Below are 16,849 nucleotides of genomic sequence, written 5' to 3'. Positions count from 1 at the left end.
TAACTCTCCTACTCCATATGAATCTATAAGACTTTGCGTAATATTACCATTTAAAGAATAGATTTATTATAGGACTTTGAGTGGAAACTGTAAATGCCCATATTTTAATAAATTGTCATGAATATTGTTACTTTTTCATTTCAGATTCAAGCTCAGAAATATATTTGCGCACCGTACTATAACTAATATCAGGGTTAATTTGACGTTTAATGCGAATATGAATCTCTTTAATACCGACACCTTGCTCTCGCATATCGCGAATCATACATTTTAAAGGACCTGACAAGGATTCCTTTGACAGAGCAGTATATTTACTTAATTCAATTAGTAGCTCTGTATTTTGTCGGCGAATCTCCTTGAGCTCTTCTACGACGCAATTATATTCTGTTAACTTTCTTTGTAAGACGGCGTTTTGCTTCTTTATTTTTTGCATGTCTTCCACAAGCTCTAAGTTTTGTTTCTTTAAAATTTTCCTCTCTTGCTCTAGGATTTTGTGCTTTTCATCTAAATCTTTATGCAAGGCATTGAACAGTTCTTCTATATGGGTTAATTCATGGTAGCGACTTTTTAATACGAGCATTAGTTTTTCTGTCGTATTAATCGCAAGTGCTCCATCATTTAAAGACTCACAGGATAATAAAATTGGATTCATTTTGCTCATCATCTTTTTCTCCATGATTGATTGTTTTATATAATCGAATTTCAGTGTGTAGCATCTTTCCGCTTCCTTCTCTCTGATAATCATTCTCATTTACCTTATCATAATGAGGAATTCCAATTTTGTCAAAAAATAAAAAAACTTCTTGCAAAATAAGATTGCAAGAAGCTTCACATTTACATTTTTTTCAGTTTTTCATATTCTAGTTGTAAACGTTCAATACGTTTACGGCCTTCCTCACGATTTCTTGCTGTTTCTGCTTGAATTTGCTTCGTTTCTTGAATACCAGACATAATTGTTTGCCATGTTGTTTCAATTGTTTCGATTTTAATGCTCGGGCTACCAGCCGCACGTGCGATATTAACGCTATTTTTACTAATATTTTCTGCATTTTTGACAAGCATTTCATTAGTACGACGGTCTAATTCACTCATTGAATCAGAAATTAGTTTTTGGCGCTTTAACGTTACCGCATGAATAAGCCCTTGCTTGAATATTGGAATTGTCGTCACAAATGCAGAGTTAATTTTAGCAATTAAATGGTTATTACCTTGCTGCATTAATCGAATTTGTGGAGCAGACTGGAATGATACTTGTTGTGCCATTTCTAAATCATAACGACGTTGTTCTAGTAAATCAACGGCACGTACCATCGTTTCATATTCCATTGCTGCTAATTGATCGCCAGTTTGTGCTTTTTGTTCAAGTGATGGTAATGATGAACGCACTTCATCCGTTTTCACTTCAATTGCTGCTATAAATTTACTAAGCGTTTGGAAATAGTTTAAGTTTTGATCATATAAGTTCTCAAGATCGATAGTATTTCGCTTCATTTCACCTTCGTATTTTTGAACCTCACGGAAAATAACGTCAACTTCTTTATTCATGCTGTCATATTTGGATAGAAACTTTTCTAATTGTTCCTTACCTTTACTGAATAGTTTCGTAAGGAAGCCACCTTTTTGTTCTTCCGCAAAATCTTGAGGATCAAATTTATCCATAATTCTATTTAAATTATTTAATAATACACTAGATTCCTCAAGTTTACTTGTTTTCATCGTTGCTAGCATTTTATCTGAAAAGGTAGAAATACCATTCGCTGTTTCTTTTCCAAGTTCTAGCATAGCAATTTGATCTTTCACATCAATTTTTTGTGCTAATGCATGAACCTCAGGATCTTGCTTGAGCGCAAGTTGATTTTGAGCAATTTGTGATAGCTCTTGCTCGGAAACAAGCACTGGTTTTTGTGCCGGCTCCGCCTGTAATAATGGATTAGGTTGTAATAATGGATTTTCTGATGCGAATGGATCCTTTGATTTCATTAGGTCGTTGTCAAATTCAGACATAAAGTTTTACCCCCTGCGATTTATCTCTTTTACTTACATACGATTCCAAGCTAAAAAAGTTTCATTTTAGTCAAGCATCTGCAAAATAAGAGTCACTAAATGTAGGTAACCCTCGAGATACTCTAGTTGACTTTCTTATGTGGCAAGGCTTTAAATAGGTGATTTTTTTAATAAAGCTTCAATCCATGCTTGAGAAAATAAAACTTCGCTCTCTACTGTAAATTATAGCTTGTTTCATTCGGAAATTCGACTGAATCTACGAAATACTTTACATTGTTTTCTAGTATTTACATATTCGCACTAAAAAAGCAGCTACTTTTAATGTAGCTGCTTTCACCATCATGTTGTCACTTTTAGTACGGTCTTAATTTTTTGAATAACGCCACCTGTACTATAAGTTAGCACACTGCGTTTATAGAATGATATGCTGAATAAGTAAGCCACAATAATTGTTGCGATTAAAATACCTAACGATAAAAGTGGTACCGTAACGCCTATATCAGTAGCCCCGATACGCATCGGCATGATCATTCCAGACGTAAATGGAATATAAGAGAATACCTTGATGATAAGAGTATCCGGATTCCCCATTCCCGATAACATGACATAGAAACCAATTAATGTAATCATCATGGCTGGCATTAATACTTGACCTGCTTCTTCAACTTTAGACACTAAAGAACCGAATAATGCCCCAACAATTAAATAAAGAATAATTGTTAATAGTAAGAATAGCACAGCATATATGACATAACCAATCGATAATTCACTAACGATACTAGCTGCCATATCCCAAATAACACCGTTCTTCGCAAATTTCGCATAGATTAGGAAGACAACTATAATAATACCCATCTGTGTTAATGCAAGTAATAATACACCAGCAATTTTTGCTTTAAAATGAGTAGCTGGTTTAACGCTTACTAGTAGCATTTCCATTGCACGTGAACCTTTTTCAGTAGCAATTTCCGTTGTAATCATAGATAGGAATGTAGAAATAAAGAAATAAATTAAAATACCTACTGCATAAGATACAAATTGTCCTGATTGCTTTTCTTCTTCGCTTTTACCACCTGCAGACTCTGTATTTAAATTTTTATCAGTAATAATCGTTTTGGCATCCATAATTAGAGCTGCTTGGTCTGGTGTTAATGATAACTGTTGTACAGCATAATTTTGGCCAGCAAGTTGCAATATCGAATTTATCGCACCTTGATCATTTAATTTCAACGGAGTGAAAGTGGCAATTTCAGCATGTAGCTGTCCATTTTGATCTGTTATTTTAACGATTGCATCTAGCTTTTCGTCTTTGACCTTTTTCTCTAGCTCCGATATATTCGATTTATTTTGTATAAATTCCATATCGCTATTCGATACAAAGAGACCACTTAAATCAGCTGTTGTTTCATTGACGATTGCAATTTGTTGCGCTTGATCATCACCTGTAAAAAGCTCTTTAATATCTGACCAGAAAACTGCAACGGACATCCCAAGTATATAAATGACTGTCATTACAACAAACGATTTTGATTTTATTTTTGATGTGTAAAGCTGTTTCATTAACAAATTAAACTTCGACAACGTTGCCACCTACCTTATCTTTAAAGATCTCATCTAACGATAAATAATCTAAGCTGAATTTTTCTATATATTTACCATTGGAAAGCTTCTCGAAAATACTTTGTGCATAGCTCTCATCCTCCAGAGTGAGCACAGTTTGCTCTTTCTCCACTCGAACATCTTTGACTCCTTCAAGTGTCAACAATTGAGTTGTCGACCACTCTGTACGTACTGCTAATCTAGTTTTTCCGTACTGTTTCTTTAAATCTAGTAAACTACCTGAAAATAGAGAGACTCCACGTTTTAATAGACAAAGATGATCGCATAGCTCCTCTACATTATCCATCTGGTGACTAGAGAACAAAATCGTTGTGCCCTGTTCTTTTAAATGTAATATTGCATCTTTCAGTAAATCTTTATTCACAGGATCCAGTCCACTGAATGGTTCGTCTAGTATTAAGAACTGTGGTTTATGAATAAAACTAGCAATCAGTTGTACTTTTTGTTGATTCCCTTTTGATAAAGTTTCAGCCTTATCTTTCCGTCTATCTTCGAGCTCAAATCGGCTAATCCAATAGTCAATCTCCTTCTTTAACTCCGACTTCTTCATGCCACGTAGCTCGCCAAAAAAGTAAAGTTGATCTTCCACCTTCATCGTCGGAAAAATGCCTCGTTCCTCCGGTAAATAGCCAAGTACATCACGGTTAATGGCATTAACGGGTTTGCCATCCCATGTAATCGTACCAGCCGTTGTCTCCTGTAAATCTAAAATCATTCGGAACGTCGTTGTTTTACCAGCTCCGTTTTGTCCAATCAGCCCAAAAATCTCCCCTTTTTCAATTTTAAAGTTTAGATTATCGACCGCTGTGAAATCTTTGTATTTCTTTGTGACACGCTCTAATTGTAATGTCATCTTTTTTCCTCCTTACCCTTCAAATATATGTAATTCGCGTTGTAGTCCTATTTTACGTCTCTCAACTTTATAAATCTGTATACACATGATCATTACGACTACAAAATTTAACAACGAAATTCCCGTGTTTAAAAAACTTTCTGTTGATTCACCAAGTCCAATATTAAGATTGATAAATCCAAATAATAGATTAAGAAATGTAATTGATATAAAAAGACGGCTTATTGATTTTAAATACTGTATTTTCGAAGAACTATCTGAAAATAATTCAAATGGACCTTTTGATTTCTGTTTGCGGTAATAAGCCCATCCTCCAAACTTTGAAATAAACTCAATATCCATCGTCTCTAAAAATTCAAAGTAATCTTGATTTTTATTTTTGACTAGTTCATTGCGATAAATATATTGTCCAGGTTCTCCTTTTTCAAAAATAAAGTAACCCAACATTGTACGCTTTAGATGCCAACCTTGTTCCGCCATATTATTAACCCATGCTTCCTCTTGTTCATAATCAAGAAAAAAACGATACACTCTTTTTTTCATAAAATTCCACCTCCCGTCTAAATCTTATAAAATCGATGTGAACTCCTGGTTAAATATGTAACTTTAAATGCGTTCTTCTTTTTAATTATCATATTCTTCCAATTTCCCAGAAAATAATTTTGAATACCCATCTTTTGCTTATCATATTGTTAACCCATATTTCAATTTGATAAGGGTTGACGACCAATCGATATTATCCATTTGTTCCATCATCCTTTGTTATACGGATGCCATTGTCAAAAAGTTCCCTTAATCTCAAAATTTCGTATTCAATGACTTTTTTTCCACTTTCAGTAATGATGTATTCCTTTTTTCGCCCGTCACCACCTAGCGCTTCAATCCATCCTCGTTCGAGTAATGTTTTGATTGCTCCATAAATCGTACCCGCTCCAAGGCGAACCCGACCATTACTCATTTCCTCTACCAGTTGCATGATGCCGTAACCATGCCTGGCATCAAATAACGCTAATAAAATATAATAAACGCCCTCTGTTAAAGGCGGATGCTCTTGCGTCATACGACCCCCCCTTTTATATCGCCTAACAATATATCGTCAGCCGATACATTTAGAATATATCAGCTGACGATATAGTTGTCAATGCTATCTTTTCCATAAAAAGTTATTAACAAATTTAGTGTAGTACTATTAGGTTGTTTTGATTCACTTCGAGTGATTTTCCTGGATACCCGAATATCTAAGCAGTTATTGATTGCTGTAACATTGGCCATTTCTACTATCGTCATAGCTTTAAAAAGATCAGAAGTAAAAAGCAAAAGTGAGCAATTTTCCCCCGCTACTGTTCAATAATATTGTTAAAAAAGCGATGTACTAATTTTGAGTTAGTACATCGCTGATATTGTTGAACTACAATATGTTAATCATTTAGTGTCCTATTAAATTATAGTGTGCTTTTCGGCAGAACGAGGGAAACGCCTACTTTGTTCCACGCTTCTATCCGACTCTTAATTCATCACTTTTCACCAATCCGCAAAATAGCAGCAAGTTGTTTATTTAAGGTACTTACACTGTCCTCAAAATCTTGGCGATACCATTGAATGATTAGGCCTATGATTGCATTTGCTTGATACGCACTATAATATTCAATGGATATCTCATCATGTATTTCTTTATGGATTGTGATATCCCTTTTTAGCAGAGAGAAAATTCCATCAAATAACATGTAATAGTAGGTCAAAGGCACATTTTTAGAAAAAACAATGCGATAGAACATTTTAAAGCGCTCAATATGATGAAAAATACGAATAGTATTTGGATCTATTTGGTTTTTATCCATTGTTGTTACTGCGCGGTACGGTTCCTCATATGAATTATTCAAATCCTCCATAATTTCCTGAAAGTATTCCTCAAATAGCCCTTCCTTTTGCTCATAGTGCAAATAAAAGGTACCTCTATTCACCTTTGCCACCCGACAAATTTCTGCGATTGTTATATTTTCTAAAGGCTTCTCACTTAATAACGATAGTAAAGCATTGTGTAATGCTTTCTTCGTTTTGATAACTCTTAAATCGTTAGCACTCAAATTTTTTTCTCCTTATTGAACAGATTTTTTATATGTGTTGATTACTGAACAGTTCTGAGCTTTTTGCATATTGAAATCGCTTACAAAACTATTATATTATTTTAATGAACACATGTTCAATATCTAACATTATATATCCAAGAAATCACCTGAACAAACTCTGGTGAAAGAACATACATTATAGGAGGTTTTTGTGATGAGATTAGAAGGTAAAGTAGCAATCGTAACAGGTGCCGCGTCAGGTATGGGTAAAGCAATTGCAGAAGGTTATGCAAAAGAGGGAGCAAAAGTCGTAGTTTCTGATTTAAATATAGAAGGTGCACAAGCTGTTGTTGAAAGTATCAAAGCAGCAGGTGGCTCTGCATTCGCCATTCAAACAAATGTTGCATCAACAGAAGATTTACAACGCTTATTTGATGAAACAAAAAATGCTTTTGGCACATTAGATATTTTAGTGAATAATGCTGGTATTATGGATGGAATGGAGCCAATTGGTGAAGTTTCTGATGAACGTTGGGATAAAGTATTCGCAGTAAATACAACTGCTGTTATGCGTTCAATGCGTATGGCGACAGAGATTTTCCTTGCTCAAGGACATGGTGTATTTGTCAATAATATTTCGGCTGGCGGTCTCTATGGTGCTCGTGCTGGAGCTGCTTACACTGCTTCTAAGCATGCCGTTGTTGGGCTTACAAAAAACACAGCATTTATGTATGCAGATAAAAATATTCGCTGCAATGGCATCGCTCCAGGTGCAGTTATTACAAACATTGCTTCTTCCATGACAAACGTGAGCCAAACAGGTGCAGCACGCCAATCACTAGGTATGGCCATTAACCCACGAGCTGGACAACCTGAGGAAATCGCTCAGCTTGCTATTTTCCTAGGCTCAGATGAATCAAGCTTTGTCAACGGACAAGTAATCGCTGTTGATGGTGGCTGGACAGCTTACTAAGATTCAACATAAGAGAAAGCACGCACATGTAAAATTCATTGTGCGTGCTTTCTATCATTTAAAATTCATTTTTTTGCTTTCTTGTTGGGAATAAGCATCCAATAAATGCCCCAATTAACGCTGGTAATATCCAGCCTAATCCTATGTCGTAAAATGGTAAAAGGTTCGAATAAGCTTTCTCAATTGCATCAAAAATACTTAGCTTCGCTGACGGAATGCTAACTACTAATGCTTTATAGCCATCAATGACACTAATAAAAATTGTGAAAATCATAGTAACCGCATATACCGGTTGCTTATTTTTAAATAGTGATGAGCATAATGCGAGTACAATTAAGACAATTGCTATCGGATATAGGAACATCAACACTGGAATGGCAAACTTAATAATATTCGTTAATCCGAAGTTGGCAATTGTAAATGACATAACGCACAAGATGAATACAAACCATTTGTAGCTAATTTTCGGAAATACCTCATGGAAAAACTCACTACAAGATGTGATTAAACCAATACTTGTCTTTAAACAAGCAAGGACAATAATCACTGCTAATAAAATAGCCCCGAATGATCCGAAATAATGATCTGCCACTGCGGCAAATATTAAACCACCGTTGTCAAATGTACCAACAGCTCCAATACTTGATGCCCCCATATACGTAATTAAACCGTATATTAACATCATTAATGCCATGGCAAAAATACCCGATTTCCACGTTGCTTTAGCAATTTCTTTTCTGTCTGTTATTCCTGCGCTTTTAATTGCATTAATGACAACAATACCAAAGGCTAATGAAGCTAATGCATCCATTGTGTTATAGCCTTCTTTAAAGCCTGTCATAAATGCTGAATCAATATAATCTCCCATTGGCGGTTGGAAATGCCCCATCGGTTTTACAATACTAATAATAATTAAAATAAATAACACAATTAGAAATGCTGGTGTTAAATATTTTCCGATATAATCCATAATTTTCGCTGGATTCAATGAGAAATAATAAACGATGGCAAAAAATACAAAGCTAAATAAAGCGAGTAAAAGTGTTGTATGTTCAGCTTGTATATATGGTTCAAAGCCAACTACAAAAGGAACTGTCGCTGTACGAGGAATCGCAAAGAAAGGACCGATCGTTAAATAGAGTGCTAATGAAAAGATAACACCGAATAATGGGTGAACACGGCTCGCTAAGTCACGTAAACCGTTACTACCTGATAAACCAATAGCTAAAATACCTAGAAACGGTAAACCGATAGCTGTTACTAAAAATCCAATTAGGCCAAACCAAAAATTGGTCCCCGCTAATTGTCCAAGCTGAATTGGAAAAATAAGATTCCCCGCTCCAAAATACAGTCCGAAAAGCATCGTACCGATGACTGCATATGTTGAAAAAGGTATTTTCTGTTGCATTTTGATGAACTCCTTAGATGTATTTAACTATTGCGAACAATTTAAATGAAGAGATTTATCACTATAATTCCACTATATTAACATAGCATTTATTTGTAAAACAATAGTTGTTTTTTCTTTTTAAAAAATAAATTGTACAGTTCCTAGCTGTAAATAGACAAAACTAAAAGAGCTGTCTGCTGACAGCCCTTAGTTTGCTACTGACCACTCTATATGATCTAAAAACTTATATACGTCCTCATACACTTTTTCGCGCTCTTTATCTAAAGTAATAATATGACCAGAATTTTCATACCAAATAATCTCTTTATCGTCTGTTTCCACGGTATTTAAAATGAATGGTGCACTTTCTTGATAAAGTTCATCATCTAATGAACCTTGTAATACTAATGTAGGTGCTTTGATTGTAGATAAATCATCACGTGTTTCGGTCGTTAAACGTGTCACACCATCTAATGAATCCTTAGGTGTAATACGTAATTCATGTAATTCTGAAATAATTTGATCTTTTGATTTATTTTCAAAATGTTTATATAAACGAGCGTAATGATATAAACGTGTAAATAAGCCTTTTGAGTTATCGCGTGTGATTGGTGCACACATGGCAACACATGCTTTCACAGGAAATGTCTCTGCTACTTTTAACGAAAATACGCCGCCAAGCGAAATTCCTACTACCGCGATTTCTTCATAGCCTTTACTTTTTAGGAAGTTATAACCTTCCACAACATCATTCCACCAGTCTTCTGGTTTTGTTTCAAGTAATGCTTCTGGTTCTACACCATGCCCACTATAAATCGGTGCATGAACCGTATAACCACGTTTTGATAAAAATTCTCCTAGCTTTTTCACATCTTTTGTGCTACCTGTGAATCCATGCAGTAATAGTACGGCTTTTTTGCCTCCCTCAATTGTTAGAGGTTGTGGCTTAGAAAAATTCATTTTATAATATCCCCTTCACGGAAATTTGTAATTGTGTAATTTATGTGTCTATCTTAACACCCTTTATTCATAATGTACAATTTATAGTTTTTATCATATTAATGTGTTTCATGCATTAATGATGTAAGGTTAACGGCTGTACTATCACACTTTCAGCTACTTTCATTTCTCATTTCTCTTTTTAAGTACTCCATCTTTTTTAAATTTTTTTGGCGCCTATACTTCCTACTCTTTTACCGTTATAATGCAGTTAACTCAAAAATAACGAGAATAGAGGTGAAAAAATGGAGTGGCAGCAATTGGAGTATTTCGTAACGGTAGCTAAACTTGAGCATATGACTCGTGCAGCTGAAGCATTAGCGATTTCTCAGCCAGCATTAAGTCGCTCTATTTCAAAGCTTGAAGAGGAATTAGGAGTACCCTTGTTCGACCGTCAAGGACGCTCGATTATGCTCAACCGATATGGCGAGCTTTTTTTGTATCGTGTCCAACGCATGCGTAAGGAGTACGAAAAAGCAGTTATTGAATTACAGGAGCTGAATAACCCAGAGCTAGGAGATGTATCACTCGGATTTTTACATACTCTAGGGACTAGCATTGTACCCGACTTGATCCGTTCCTTCCGTCAGAACCATCCGCATATTCGCTTTCACTTTACACAAAATTACTCACACTCCCAGTTGAAGCAATTACTTGCGGGAGAGTTAGATCTTTGCTTACTCGCAGCGATTGACACAGAGCCACCTGTTTGTTGGAAAGAGCTATGGCGAGACGAGCTTTTTATTATGGTGCCGATTGACCATCCCCTCGCGAACCGTAAAAGCATCAAAATGAAGGAACTTGAAAATGAAAATTTTGTTCTGTTGAAAAAGGGTTACGCATTACGTCGCACAGCTGATAAATTATTAAATGCTGCAGGTATCAAGCCGAAAATTACGTTTGAAGGTGATGAAGTATCTACAGTTGCTGGTTTTGTAAGTGCTGGGCTTGGCGTGTCGTTGCTACCTGTTGATGAAGACTTGAATCCAAATAAATTGGCGAAAATTCGTGTTGAGGATATGGTTTGTGAACGGACCATAGGTATGGCTTGGATTGAAAATCGATACCTTCCACCATCAGCACGACAATTTCAGCAATTTGTATTCGATTTTTACGATGAGAAGTAATCTTTCATTCATATAGAATGGGTAAAGCATTAAAGTGAGTAACGACCATTATCTTAGGGTGACAACCTTCAAACGTATGTAAATAAATAGACCAAACATATTTTATATATAAAATATGTTTGGTCTATTTTTATGATTCTGTTCGTAACGATTATTGTTTTGTTTTGTCTTGTCTTACTCAACTAATAGGGCAGTTTAGTTGAAGAGTGTTGTTTAACTTATTGTTCAACAATCGGGCCAGATTGTTGAATAACAACTTTTTACGAAAGATTACCAAACGACGCTTTGGTAATTTTCTGAAGGTTTGAGGGAATCAGAAGGCTAAAATGTTTATAATTAGTCCGCTTGTTTTTTGGTATAATATCTAAATGACTTTTAAATGAAATGTGGTATTACATGAAGAAATATCTTGAAAAGTATGCTATGGGTATGATTATTGCTACAATTCTTCTTTTTATAGAAGAAGGACCAGATTTACCATTACATTTACCCATATGGAAACAACTAATCGTATCCTTCATCATTCTACCTTCTATGTGGTATTTGTTAGAACGGACGAATGATAACCATAGCGATATTGATACACCTTATTTTACATGGCAAAAGTTTAGATTACTTTTAAGTCTATTATTGGGCATAATAGCTACTTTCATTGTTGCTGATATGCTAGGGTATATTCAATATGTTAAATAGCTAAACCTAGTAATTATGTATGTAAAAAATGTACGATATTATTAATTCAATATACAAATAACGTTCCCAAATGAAAGTTTGGAAATACAACAAAAAGCCACGAATGTAACGGGGTGCAAGAGTTAGACAAGGTGTTGCTGCGGCAGCATCTTTTTTCTTGTTGAGCTAACGAGGCAGTTTAGTTGAAGAAGGAACTTTCCATTCATTAAAGAATTTTTTCTTGCTACCGATAATGATGCGTTATGTAAACCTGACATGTATGGAATATACATCCAATATTTATGACAAATCACTTCTTTCAAATGATAGGAATTTTATATATCTATTATTTATAATTTACGTTGTGGTACAATATGTTAATTAATTACAATAATTTCTAAAAGGAGGATATATAATGAAAGCAACGAAACTCGTATCATTAGCAATACCTATTCTATTATTAGTAGGTTGTGCGGTAGAAAATAAAGAGTCTACTCCTAAGACTGAGCAGTTAAGCAAATCAACAATGAAAACAGTAATATCAGAGAAACAGTATCCCTATTATATTTGTGAACAATTAGTAGAGTTTCAATACATGAAGGATTTATTCATAGTAAACTCGATGAAAGCTATGGAAGACAAAGAAAAAGAAAAAGATATTTTAAAAACAGCAAACAAGATGGATAAGATTTTAGACAATATGGAGTATATAAAAGTTCCTGATAAATACAAAGACATTCACAAAGACATACAAGTAGGGGTAACAGATGCAAGAAAAGCAACAAAGCTTATTAAAGACGCTAGTAAAGAGGATAAACCGAATATGCAAGAAGCTGTACTAAAAAGTACTCCACATTTATCAGGTGTAGATGGAGAAAATTGAAAAAGTGCACTTTATGAGTTAAGTAAGGAAAACAAAGATGCTTATGGTAAAGCACTTGATAAATTAATGAAAGAACATGCGGAAATATAGATAATCCTATTGTTATCCATCGGTACTTCTAAAACTTCTAACTCCATTCATCAATCATCTCCTGTTGATATGTTATAGAAGGTGCTTAACTCATAGTGTTGATTGGAATGTTGGTTCTATAAGGTTCGAAACTTAGTTTCTTCGGAGTCCTACCTCGGACCGAGGCTATATCTTCTCGCATACAAACGATTATCATTTCTGAATATTCACATTATATAATATATACTTATTAATCAACCCTTATATTTTTAAAATAGTATGTATTAAAAAGAGGATAACCAGCCTCTATAATAGACTAATTATCCTCTACTCCTATATCCTTATATAACAATTGTTACTCGCTTTTCTTTATTCTCAATTGTGGAAAAGTTAGTCCTTTAGATGAATTTCCAAGTTTCTTGAACTACAAAAAACCACCTTCTTCAAATGAAAGGTGGTTACTGGAAGCAGTTTTATTATTTTTCCCCTACATATTTTACTTGATACGAATACATATCTGTTGTATCTCCATCAACCTCAAAAAGTCCCTGCTTTGCAAGTGTCATTAGTCGTTTTTCCACAAACTCTTCACCTAAATACTCATCAATTGAACCAATTGCTTCACCGATGATACGCATCGGTTTAAGCCATTCCTCATTTAGTTCTGCATGAGCTCTTTCGGCACATTCTATAATAATAGGATCCAATGCATCTTCCGCTACATGGACAATTCCATCTTGCCAAACTCGCAATGTACTAGGGTTTTGTTTTAGCGCCTCCCATTCATTAGCAAATTGTTGACACTCATCAATAGAAAAACGCTTTGCCTCCGAACGTAGTTTCATAAGCAAGTCTGGTGAGATCTCACCTGTTTGACGAATCATCATATTTGGTTGTACACGTTTCAGGCCATCTGTGGCATCAATCCCATATACCATACTACATTTATTGATCAACTTGCTCATGACATAACGTAACCCAATCTCTTCATGAGTACTTTGGCTGTACCATACCCAGACATCAACATCGCACGGTAAACCTGCAATTTTTTTCTTCCATTCTTTATAAAGATCCTCGTTCAATTCACGTTCTTCACTGTCCCTAAAGATATTGGCTCTTAACCAGCTTTTTCGTTCTTCTGAGCTGCTTAGCGGACCAATCGAGAAAATCTCATTGACACTAAGCACTGACTCCTCTCTTTGTAAATGATGTTGTCGTATTGCATGTTTAATTGAGCCTTGCGTAGATAAGCTAAACGTTATATGTAAAATTGCCATAAAAATCCCCCATTTTACTGTTTACTTAGCGCTATTTGTATTCCAATAAAAGTGAAAAGTACACCTTGAATCATATTTAATCGTTTAGCAATTGCAGGCTTCCCAATAATTACTTTTCTTACTTTACCGGCAAAAATACTAAATAATGAAAACAGAATAAGCGCTTGTACTAAAAATACAATACCCAAAACTAGCATCTGTAAACCTACATGGCCATTAGAAGGATTTACAAACTGTGGCAATAGTGCTAAGAAAAATAAAGAAACTTTTGGATTTAAAATATTCATTAAAATACCTTTCCGATATAAAGTCACATAGGCTTGTACATTTTGCTGTTCCATTGTGAACGGATCACCTTTCGCACGAAACGACTGCCATGCTAAATACAATAAATACGCCGCTCCTGCAAACTTAACAATAGAAAAAATAACTGTTGATTGATAAATAATAGCCGAGATACCGAGAACCGCCGCTCCTATATGAACGAGCAAACCTGTACATAAGCCAAGTGAGGTTGCTATACCAGCCTTTTTATCCTGTGCAATGCTTTGTGCAAGAACAAATAAATTATCTGGACCTGGCATTATAGTTAAAATAATTGCCGCCCCTAAAAACGCCATTAAGGTTGAAAATGCCAAAACTATCCCTTCTTTCTATTACTTTTCACAAAAATACTCATCATAAGCGAGATTAATTTTTATTCCGACTAACTCTACTTTTAGTAGAAAAATTACTTTCCAAAAAATAATAACCATAAAATGTATTTCTTAACATTATACTATATACCAATATACTTTTTCTAAATTTTTACAAAAAATCCCCTAACCAATTCTGCTCGTTTCAGCAATACTTTTCTACCTTAATCCATTATAATAAATATTATCATAACTTAAAAGTCGGATTATTTGGGAGAAAGAGGTGTTTGTTGATGGCAGTAAGCGATATTGTAAAGCAATATGAAGACGAGCAAGGAAATGTCTATTATAAAATGAAAACACATGACATCAGGGTACAGGCTACGCAAACTTCAGGGTTAGCGCCAGTTATTACTTATTGGATGGGTGAAAAAGAGATTACAGACGATATTCGAAGTTTACGCTTTAGCCCTCGCCCTCCCTCAAGTTATATTCAAGATTACGATGAATTTCAAACTATGCTTTATGCAAAAGAGCAACGTTCCATCAACGAACTATATGAACAAATGAGTATTAAACCGAAAAATATGTCTTCAGGAAAACAAATAGTATGGAGTTCTTTCGTGATTGTTTTAGCGATGCTCCCACTATTAATCGCAATCTGGTGGTTCAAATAAACAAGGTTATGTTGCTCCTACACGGTACTCTCGATTGTTCAGTAATACCTACTTTTTTATTCAAAACTTTCTATTAACATTCCTAATCAGCTTGACAGACATGCTAAAGTAGTGCATTCTGTATAGAAATCGGACACCAACCAAAATAATTGATGAAGGTCCATTCAACAAAGATATTGAATTATACAATATAAGCGAGCGAAGATTAGTACCTAGAAACTGCTTGATCAGAGAGCGATGCCCATCGGCTGTAAGGCATTGTACAAGAAAGACTAAAGAACCTACTTCGTAAATCGTCCTAGCTAACTAGGCGCAGTCTCAAGCGTTATGAGCAAAGTGGAATGTCAATGATGTTCAATCTAGGTGGTACCACGGAAAGTAAACCTTTTCGTCCTAATTTTTTAGGATGAAAAGGTTTTTTTATTTTTAAATTTAGCGAAATCTTAGTAGCTGCTAAAGTTTAAATCATAGTACAAGTGTAATGGCGAATTGGAGGTATTGCTATGGAAAGAAAAAGAATTGTCGTCAAAATTGGGAGTAGCTCCTTAACAAATGCAAAAGGTGAAATTGATAAAATACGTTTAATGGACCATGTCCAAGCGATCGCTGAATTAAAAAAATACGGTCATGAAGTATTGCTTGTTTCATCAGGTGCAGTAGCAGCGGGCTTTAAACAGCTAGGCTACCCTTCTCGTCCCGTCACATTAAAAGGTAAGCAGGCTGCCGCGGCAGTTGGGCAAAGTTTACTGATTCAAACCTACAATGCTTTATTTAGCATTTATGATATTGTGCCTGCTCAAATTTTACTTACACGCACTGATTTTTCAAAAAAAGAGCGTTATAAAAATGCCTGTGCCACATTTGAGGAATTATTAGAACGCTCCATTTTACCTATCATTAACGAAAACGATTCGGTATCTGTCAGCGAATTAACCTTTGGAGATAACGACATGTTATCAGCACTTGTAAGTGGTCTTATACATGCCGATCAGCTCATTATCTTAACAGATATCAATGGCCTGTATAATGCCAATCCATCTAAAAATCCTGATGCACAACGTATTGATCGTTTAACAGAGGTATCTGATGAGATGCTTGGCTTTGCAGATGGTTCAGGGTCTAAGGTCGGTACAGGTGGTATGGAATCCAAATTACTAGCAGCTCGAGCAGCTTTAAATGCAGGTGTCAAGGTGTTTATCGGAACTGGTCACGGTGCTAATAAACTTGTCGATATAGTAGAAGGACGTGGTGATGGTACGTATGTTGAGCATGACGCGCTTGCTGTTTTAACGAATAATAAACAGTGGATTGCACTAACGGAAGTATCTGGTAAAATCTTTATAGATAGCGGTGCAGAACATGCATTATTGGCAAATGGTAAAAGCTTGTTGCCTGCTGGTGTATATCGTGTCGAAGGCGACTTCGCAACTGGCGACGTTGTCGAAGTCTATAGTGACAAGGGACTGCTTGGCCGTGGTGAGGTCTTATATTCTTCCCTAGAGTTAGCACATGCGATGGGAAAACGTACAGACGAGTTAGCGAACTATCCCATTGAGGTCATTCACCGAGATAAATGGCTAAAAATTCAAACAAATTAAGGAGGA

The 16,849-nt window shown here is 35.3% G+C and carries 16 protein-coding genes and 1 pseudogene; 6 read left to right on the top strand and 11 right to left on the bottom strand.

The window, feature by feature from the left end:
• Window positions 1-127: 127 nt before the first annotated feature.
• The 7 genes from ACQKN4_RS20375 to ACQKN4_RS20345 all read right to left on the bottom strand — a co-directional run bounded on the left by ACQKN4_RS20375 (window position 128) and on the right by ACQKN4_RS20345 (window position 6,561).
• Window positions 128-751 carry a hypothetical protein gene (locus tag ACQKN4_RS20375; RefSeq protein ID WP_427484657.1) on the bottom strand — a complete coding sequence of 208 codons (624 nt, stop codon included), beginning with the start codon at window positions 749-751 and terminating at the stop codon, window positions 128-130.
• 83 nt (window positions 752-834) lie between these two features.
• Window positions 835-2,004, bottom strand: a complete 1,170-nt coding sequence (locus ACQKN4_RS20370) for a toxic anion resistance protein (protein WP_427484656.1) — start codon at window positions 2,002-2,004, stop codon at window positions 835-837.
• 339 nt (window positions 2,005-2,343) lie between these two features.
• Window positions 2,344-3,594 carry an ABC transporter permease gene (locus ACQKN4_RS20365; RefSeq protein WP_240518190.1) on the bottom strand — a complete coding sequence of 417 codons (1,251 nt, stop codon included), beginning with the start codon at window positions 3,592-3,594 and terminating at the stop codon, window positions 2,344-2,346.
• Window positions 3,572-4,477 (bottom strand): ABC transporter ATP-binding protein, encoded by a 906-nt coding sequence (locus ACQKN4_RS20360; RefSeq protein WP_427484655.1) that lies wholly within the window; start codon window positions 4,475-4,477, stop codon window positions 3,572-3,574. The genes ACQKN4_RS20365 and ACQKN4_RS20360 overlap by 23 nt, the downstream gene beginning before the upstream one ends.
• A gap of 12 nt (window positions 4,478-4,489) precedes the next feature.
• Window positions 4,490-5,020, bottom strand: coding sequence for a DUF2812 domain-containing protein (locus ACQKN4_RS20355; RefSeq protein ID WP_079560115.1), 531 nt, complete (start codon window positions 5,018-5,020; stop codon window positions 4,490-4,492).
• A 193-nt stretch (window positions 5,021-5,213) separates the two neighbouring features.
• Complete coding sequence (locus tag ACQKN4_RS20350; RefSeq protein ID WP_427484654.1) at window positions 5,214-5,537, bottom strand: PadR family transcriptional regulator; 324 nt, start codon at window positions 5,535-5,537, stop codon at window positions 5,214-5,216.
• Window positions 5,538-5,991: 454 nt separating this feature from the next.
• Window positions 5,992-6,561, bottom strand: coding sequence for a TetR/AcrR family transcriptional regulator (locus tag ACQKN4_RS20345; RefSeq protein WP_427484653.1), 570 nt, complete (start codon window positions 6,559-6,561; stop codon window positions 5,992-5,994).
• Between the two features lie 196 nt (window positions 6,562-6,757).
• On the opposite strand from ACQKN4_RS20345, the gene ACQKN4_RS20340 reads away from it, so the two are divergent.
• Window positions 6,758-7,516, top strand: a complete 759-nt coding sequence (locus tag ACQKN4_RS20340) for an SDR family oxidoreductase (protein ID WP_427484652.1) — start codon at window positions 6,758-6,760, stop codon at window positions 7,514-7,516.
• 58 nt (window positions 7,517-7,574) lie between these two features.
• On the opposite strand, the gene brnQ is transcribed toward ACQKN4_RS20340, so the two are convergent.
• Together brnQ and ACQKN4_RS20330 are read right to left on the bottom strand one after the other, a co-directional pair.
• The gene (gene brnQ / locus ACQKN4_RS20335; protein ID WP_427484651.1) at window positions 7,575-8,924 is read right to left on the bottom strand and encodes a branched-chain amino acid transport system II carrier protein; all 1,350 of its coding nucleotides are present in this window, start codon (window positions 8,922-8,924) and stop codon (window positions 7,575-7,577) included.
• Between the two features lie 189 nt (window positions 8,925-9,113).
• Window positions 9,114-9,866 (bottom strand): alpha/beta hydrolase, encoded by a 753-nt coding sequence (locus tag ACQKN4_RS20330; protein WP_079560110.1) that lies wholly within the window; start codon window positions 9,864-9,866, stop codon window positions 9,114-9,116.
• Window positions 9,867-10,150: 284 nt separating this feature from the next.
• Between ACQKN4_RS20330 and ACQKN4_RS20325 the strand changes: the two genes are divergently transcribed.
• From ACQKN4_RS20325 to ACQKN4_RS20315, 3 genes and pseudogenes are all read left to right on the top strand, one after another.
• Window positions 10,151-11,032, top strand: a complete 882-nt coding sequence (locus ACQKN4_RS20325; protein WP_427484650.1) for a LysR family transcriptional regulator — start codon at window positions 10,151-10,153, stop codon at window positions 11,030-11,032.
• 396 nt (window positions 11,033-11,428) lie between these two features.
• On the top strand, window positions 11,429-11,725 hold the full coding sequence (locus tag ACQKN4_RS20320; protein ID WP_427484649.1) for a hypothetical protein: 297 nt from the start codon (window positions 11,429-11,431) through the stop codon (window positions 11,723-11,725).
• Window positions 11,726-12,119: 394 nt separating this feature from the next.
• A pseudogene (locus ACQKN4_RS20315) lies at window positions 12,120-12,677 on the top strand (hypothetical protein).
• Between the two features lie 455 nt (window positions 12,678-13,132).
• Here the strand turns inward: ACQKN4_RS20315 and ACQKN4_RS20310 are convergent.
• Window positions 13,133-13,933: a DUF1835 domain-containing protein gene (locus tag ACQKN4_RS20310; RefSeq protein WP_079560107.1), complete on the bottom strand. Its 801-nt coding sequence runs from the start codon at window positions 13,931-13,933 to the stop codon at window positions 13,133-13,135.
• A 14-nt stretch (window positions 13,934-13,947) separates the two neighbouring features.
• Entirely contained in the window at window positions 13,948-14,571 is a 624-nt protein-coding gene (locus ACQKN4_RS20305) for a LysE family translocator (RefSeq protein WP_094075065.1), read from the bottom strand.
• A 290-nt stretch (window positions 14,572-14,861) separates the two neighbouring features.
• On the opposite strand from ACQKN4_RS20305, the gene ACQKN4_RS20300 reads away from it, so the two are divergent.
• Both ACQKN4_RS20300 and proB read left to right on the top strand, forming a co-directional pair.
• Window positions 14,862-15,245 (top strand): sodium:proton antiporter, encoded by a 384-nt coding sequence (locus tag ACQKN4_RS20300; protein ID WP_079560106.1) that lies wholly within the window; start codon window positions 14,862-14,864, stop codon window positions 15,243-15,245.
• Window positions 15,246-15,748: 503 nt separating this feature from the next.
• Complete coding sequence (gene proB / locus ACQKN4_RS20295; protein ID WP_427484648.1) at window positions 15,749-16,843, top strand: glutamate 5-kinase; 1,095 nt, start codon at window positions 15,749-15,751, stop codon at window positions 16,841-16,843.
• Window positions 16,844-16,849 lie beyond the last annotated feature (6 nt).

Source organism: Lysinibacillus sp. NPDC093692 (assembly GCF_050280125.1).
Taxonomy (GTDB): Bacteria; Bacillota; Bacilli; order Bacillales_A; family Planococcaceae; genus Lysinibacillus.
The sequence above is the reverse complement of the archived record's forward strand: the minus strand, read 5'-3'. Positions and strand labels throughout refer to the sequence as shown.

What these genes read in the sequence shown, in the direction of transcription:
- proB (WP_427484648.1), top strand. Translation starts at nt 15,749, where the DNA reads ATGGAAAGAAAAAGAATTGTCGTCAAAATTGGGAGTAGCTCCTTAACA.
- ACQKN4_RS20355 (WP_079560115.1), bottom strand. Translation starts at nt 5,020, where the DNA reads ATGAAAAAAAGAGTGTATCGTTTTTTTCTTGATTATGAACAAGAGGAA.
- ACQKN4_RS20300 (WP_079560106.1), top strand. Translation starts at nt 14,862, where the DNA reads ATGGCAGTAAGCGATATTGTAAAGCAATATGAAGACGAGCAAGGAAAT.
- ACQKN4_RS20340 (WP_427484652.1), top strand. Translation starts at nt 6,758, where the DNA reads ATGAGATTAGAAGGTAAAGTAGCAATCGTAACAGGTGCCGCGTCAGGT.
- ACQKN4_RS20350 (WP_427484654.1), bottom strand. Translation starts at nt 5,537, where the DNA reads ATGACGCAAGAGCATCCGCCTTTAACAGAGGGCGTTTATTATATTTTA.
- ACQKN4_RS20360 (WP_427484655.1), bottom strand. Translation starts at nt 4,477, where the DNA reads ATGACATTACAATTAGAGCGTGTCACAAAGAAATACAAAGATTTCACA.
- ACQKN4_RS20330 (WP_079560110.1), bottom strand. Translation starts at nt 9,866, where the DNA reads ATGAATTTTTCTAAGCCACAACCTCTAACAATTGAGGGAGGCAAAAAA.
- ACQKN4_RS20370 (WP_427484656.1), bottom strand. Translation starts at nt 2,004, where the DNA reads ATGTCTGAATTTGACAACGACCTAATGAAATCAAAGGATCCATTCGCA.
- ACQKN4_RS20375 (WP_427484657.1), bottom strand. Translation starts at nt 751, where the DNA reads ATGAGAATGATTATCAGAGAGAAGGAAGCGGAAAGATGCTACACACTG.
- ACQKN4_RS20310 (WP_079560107.1), bottom strand. Translation starts at nt 13,933, where the DNA reads ATGGCAATTTTACATATAACGTTTAGCTTATCTACGCAAGGCTCAATT.
- brnQ (WP_427484651.1), bottom strand. Translation starts at nt 8,924, where the DNA reads ATGCAACAGAAAATACCTTTTTCAACATATGCAGTCATCGGTACGATG.
- ACQKN4_RS20325 (WP_427484650.1), top strand. Translation starts at nt 10,151, where the DNA reads ATGGAGTGGCAGCAATTGGAGTATTTCGTAACGGTAGCTAAACTTGAG.
- ACQKN4_RS20320 (WP_427484649.1), top strand. Translation starts at nt 11,429, where the DNA reads ATGAAGAAATATCTTGAAAAGTATGCTATGGGTATGATTATTGCTACA.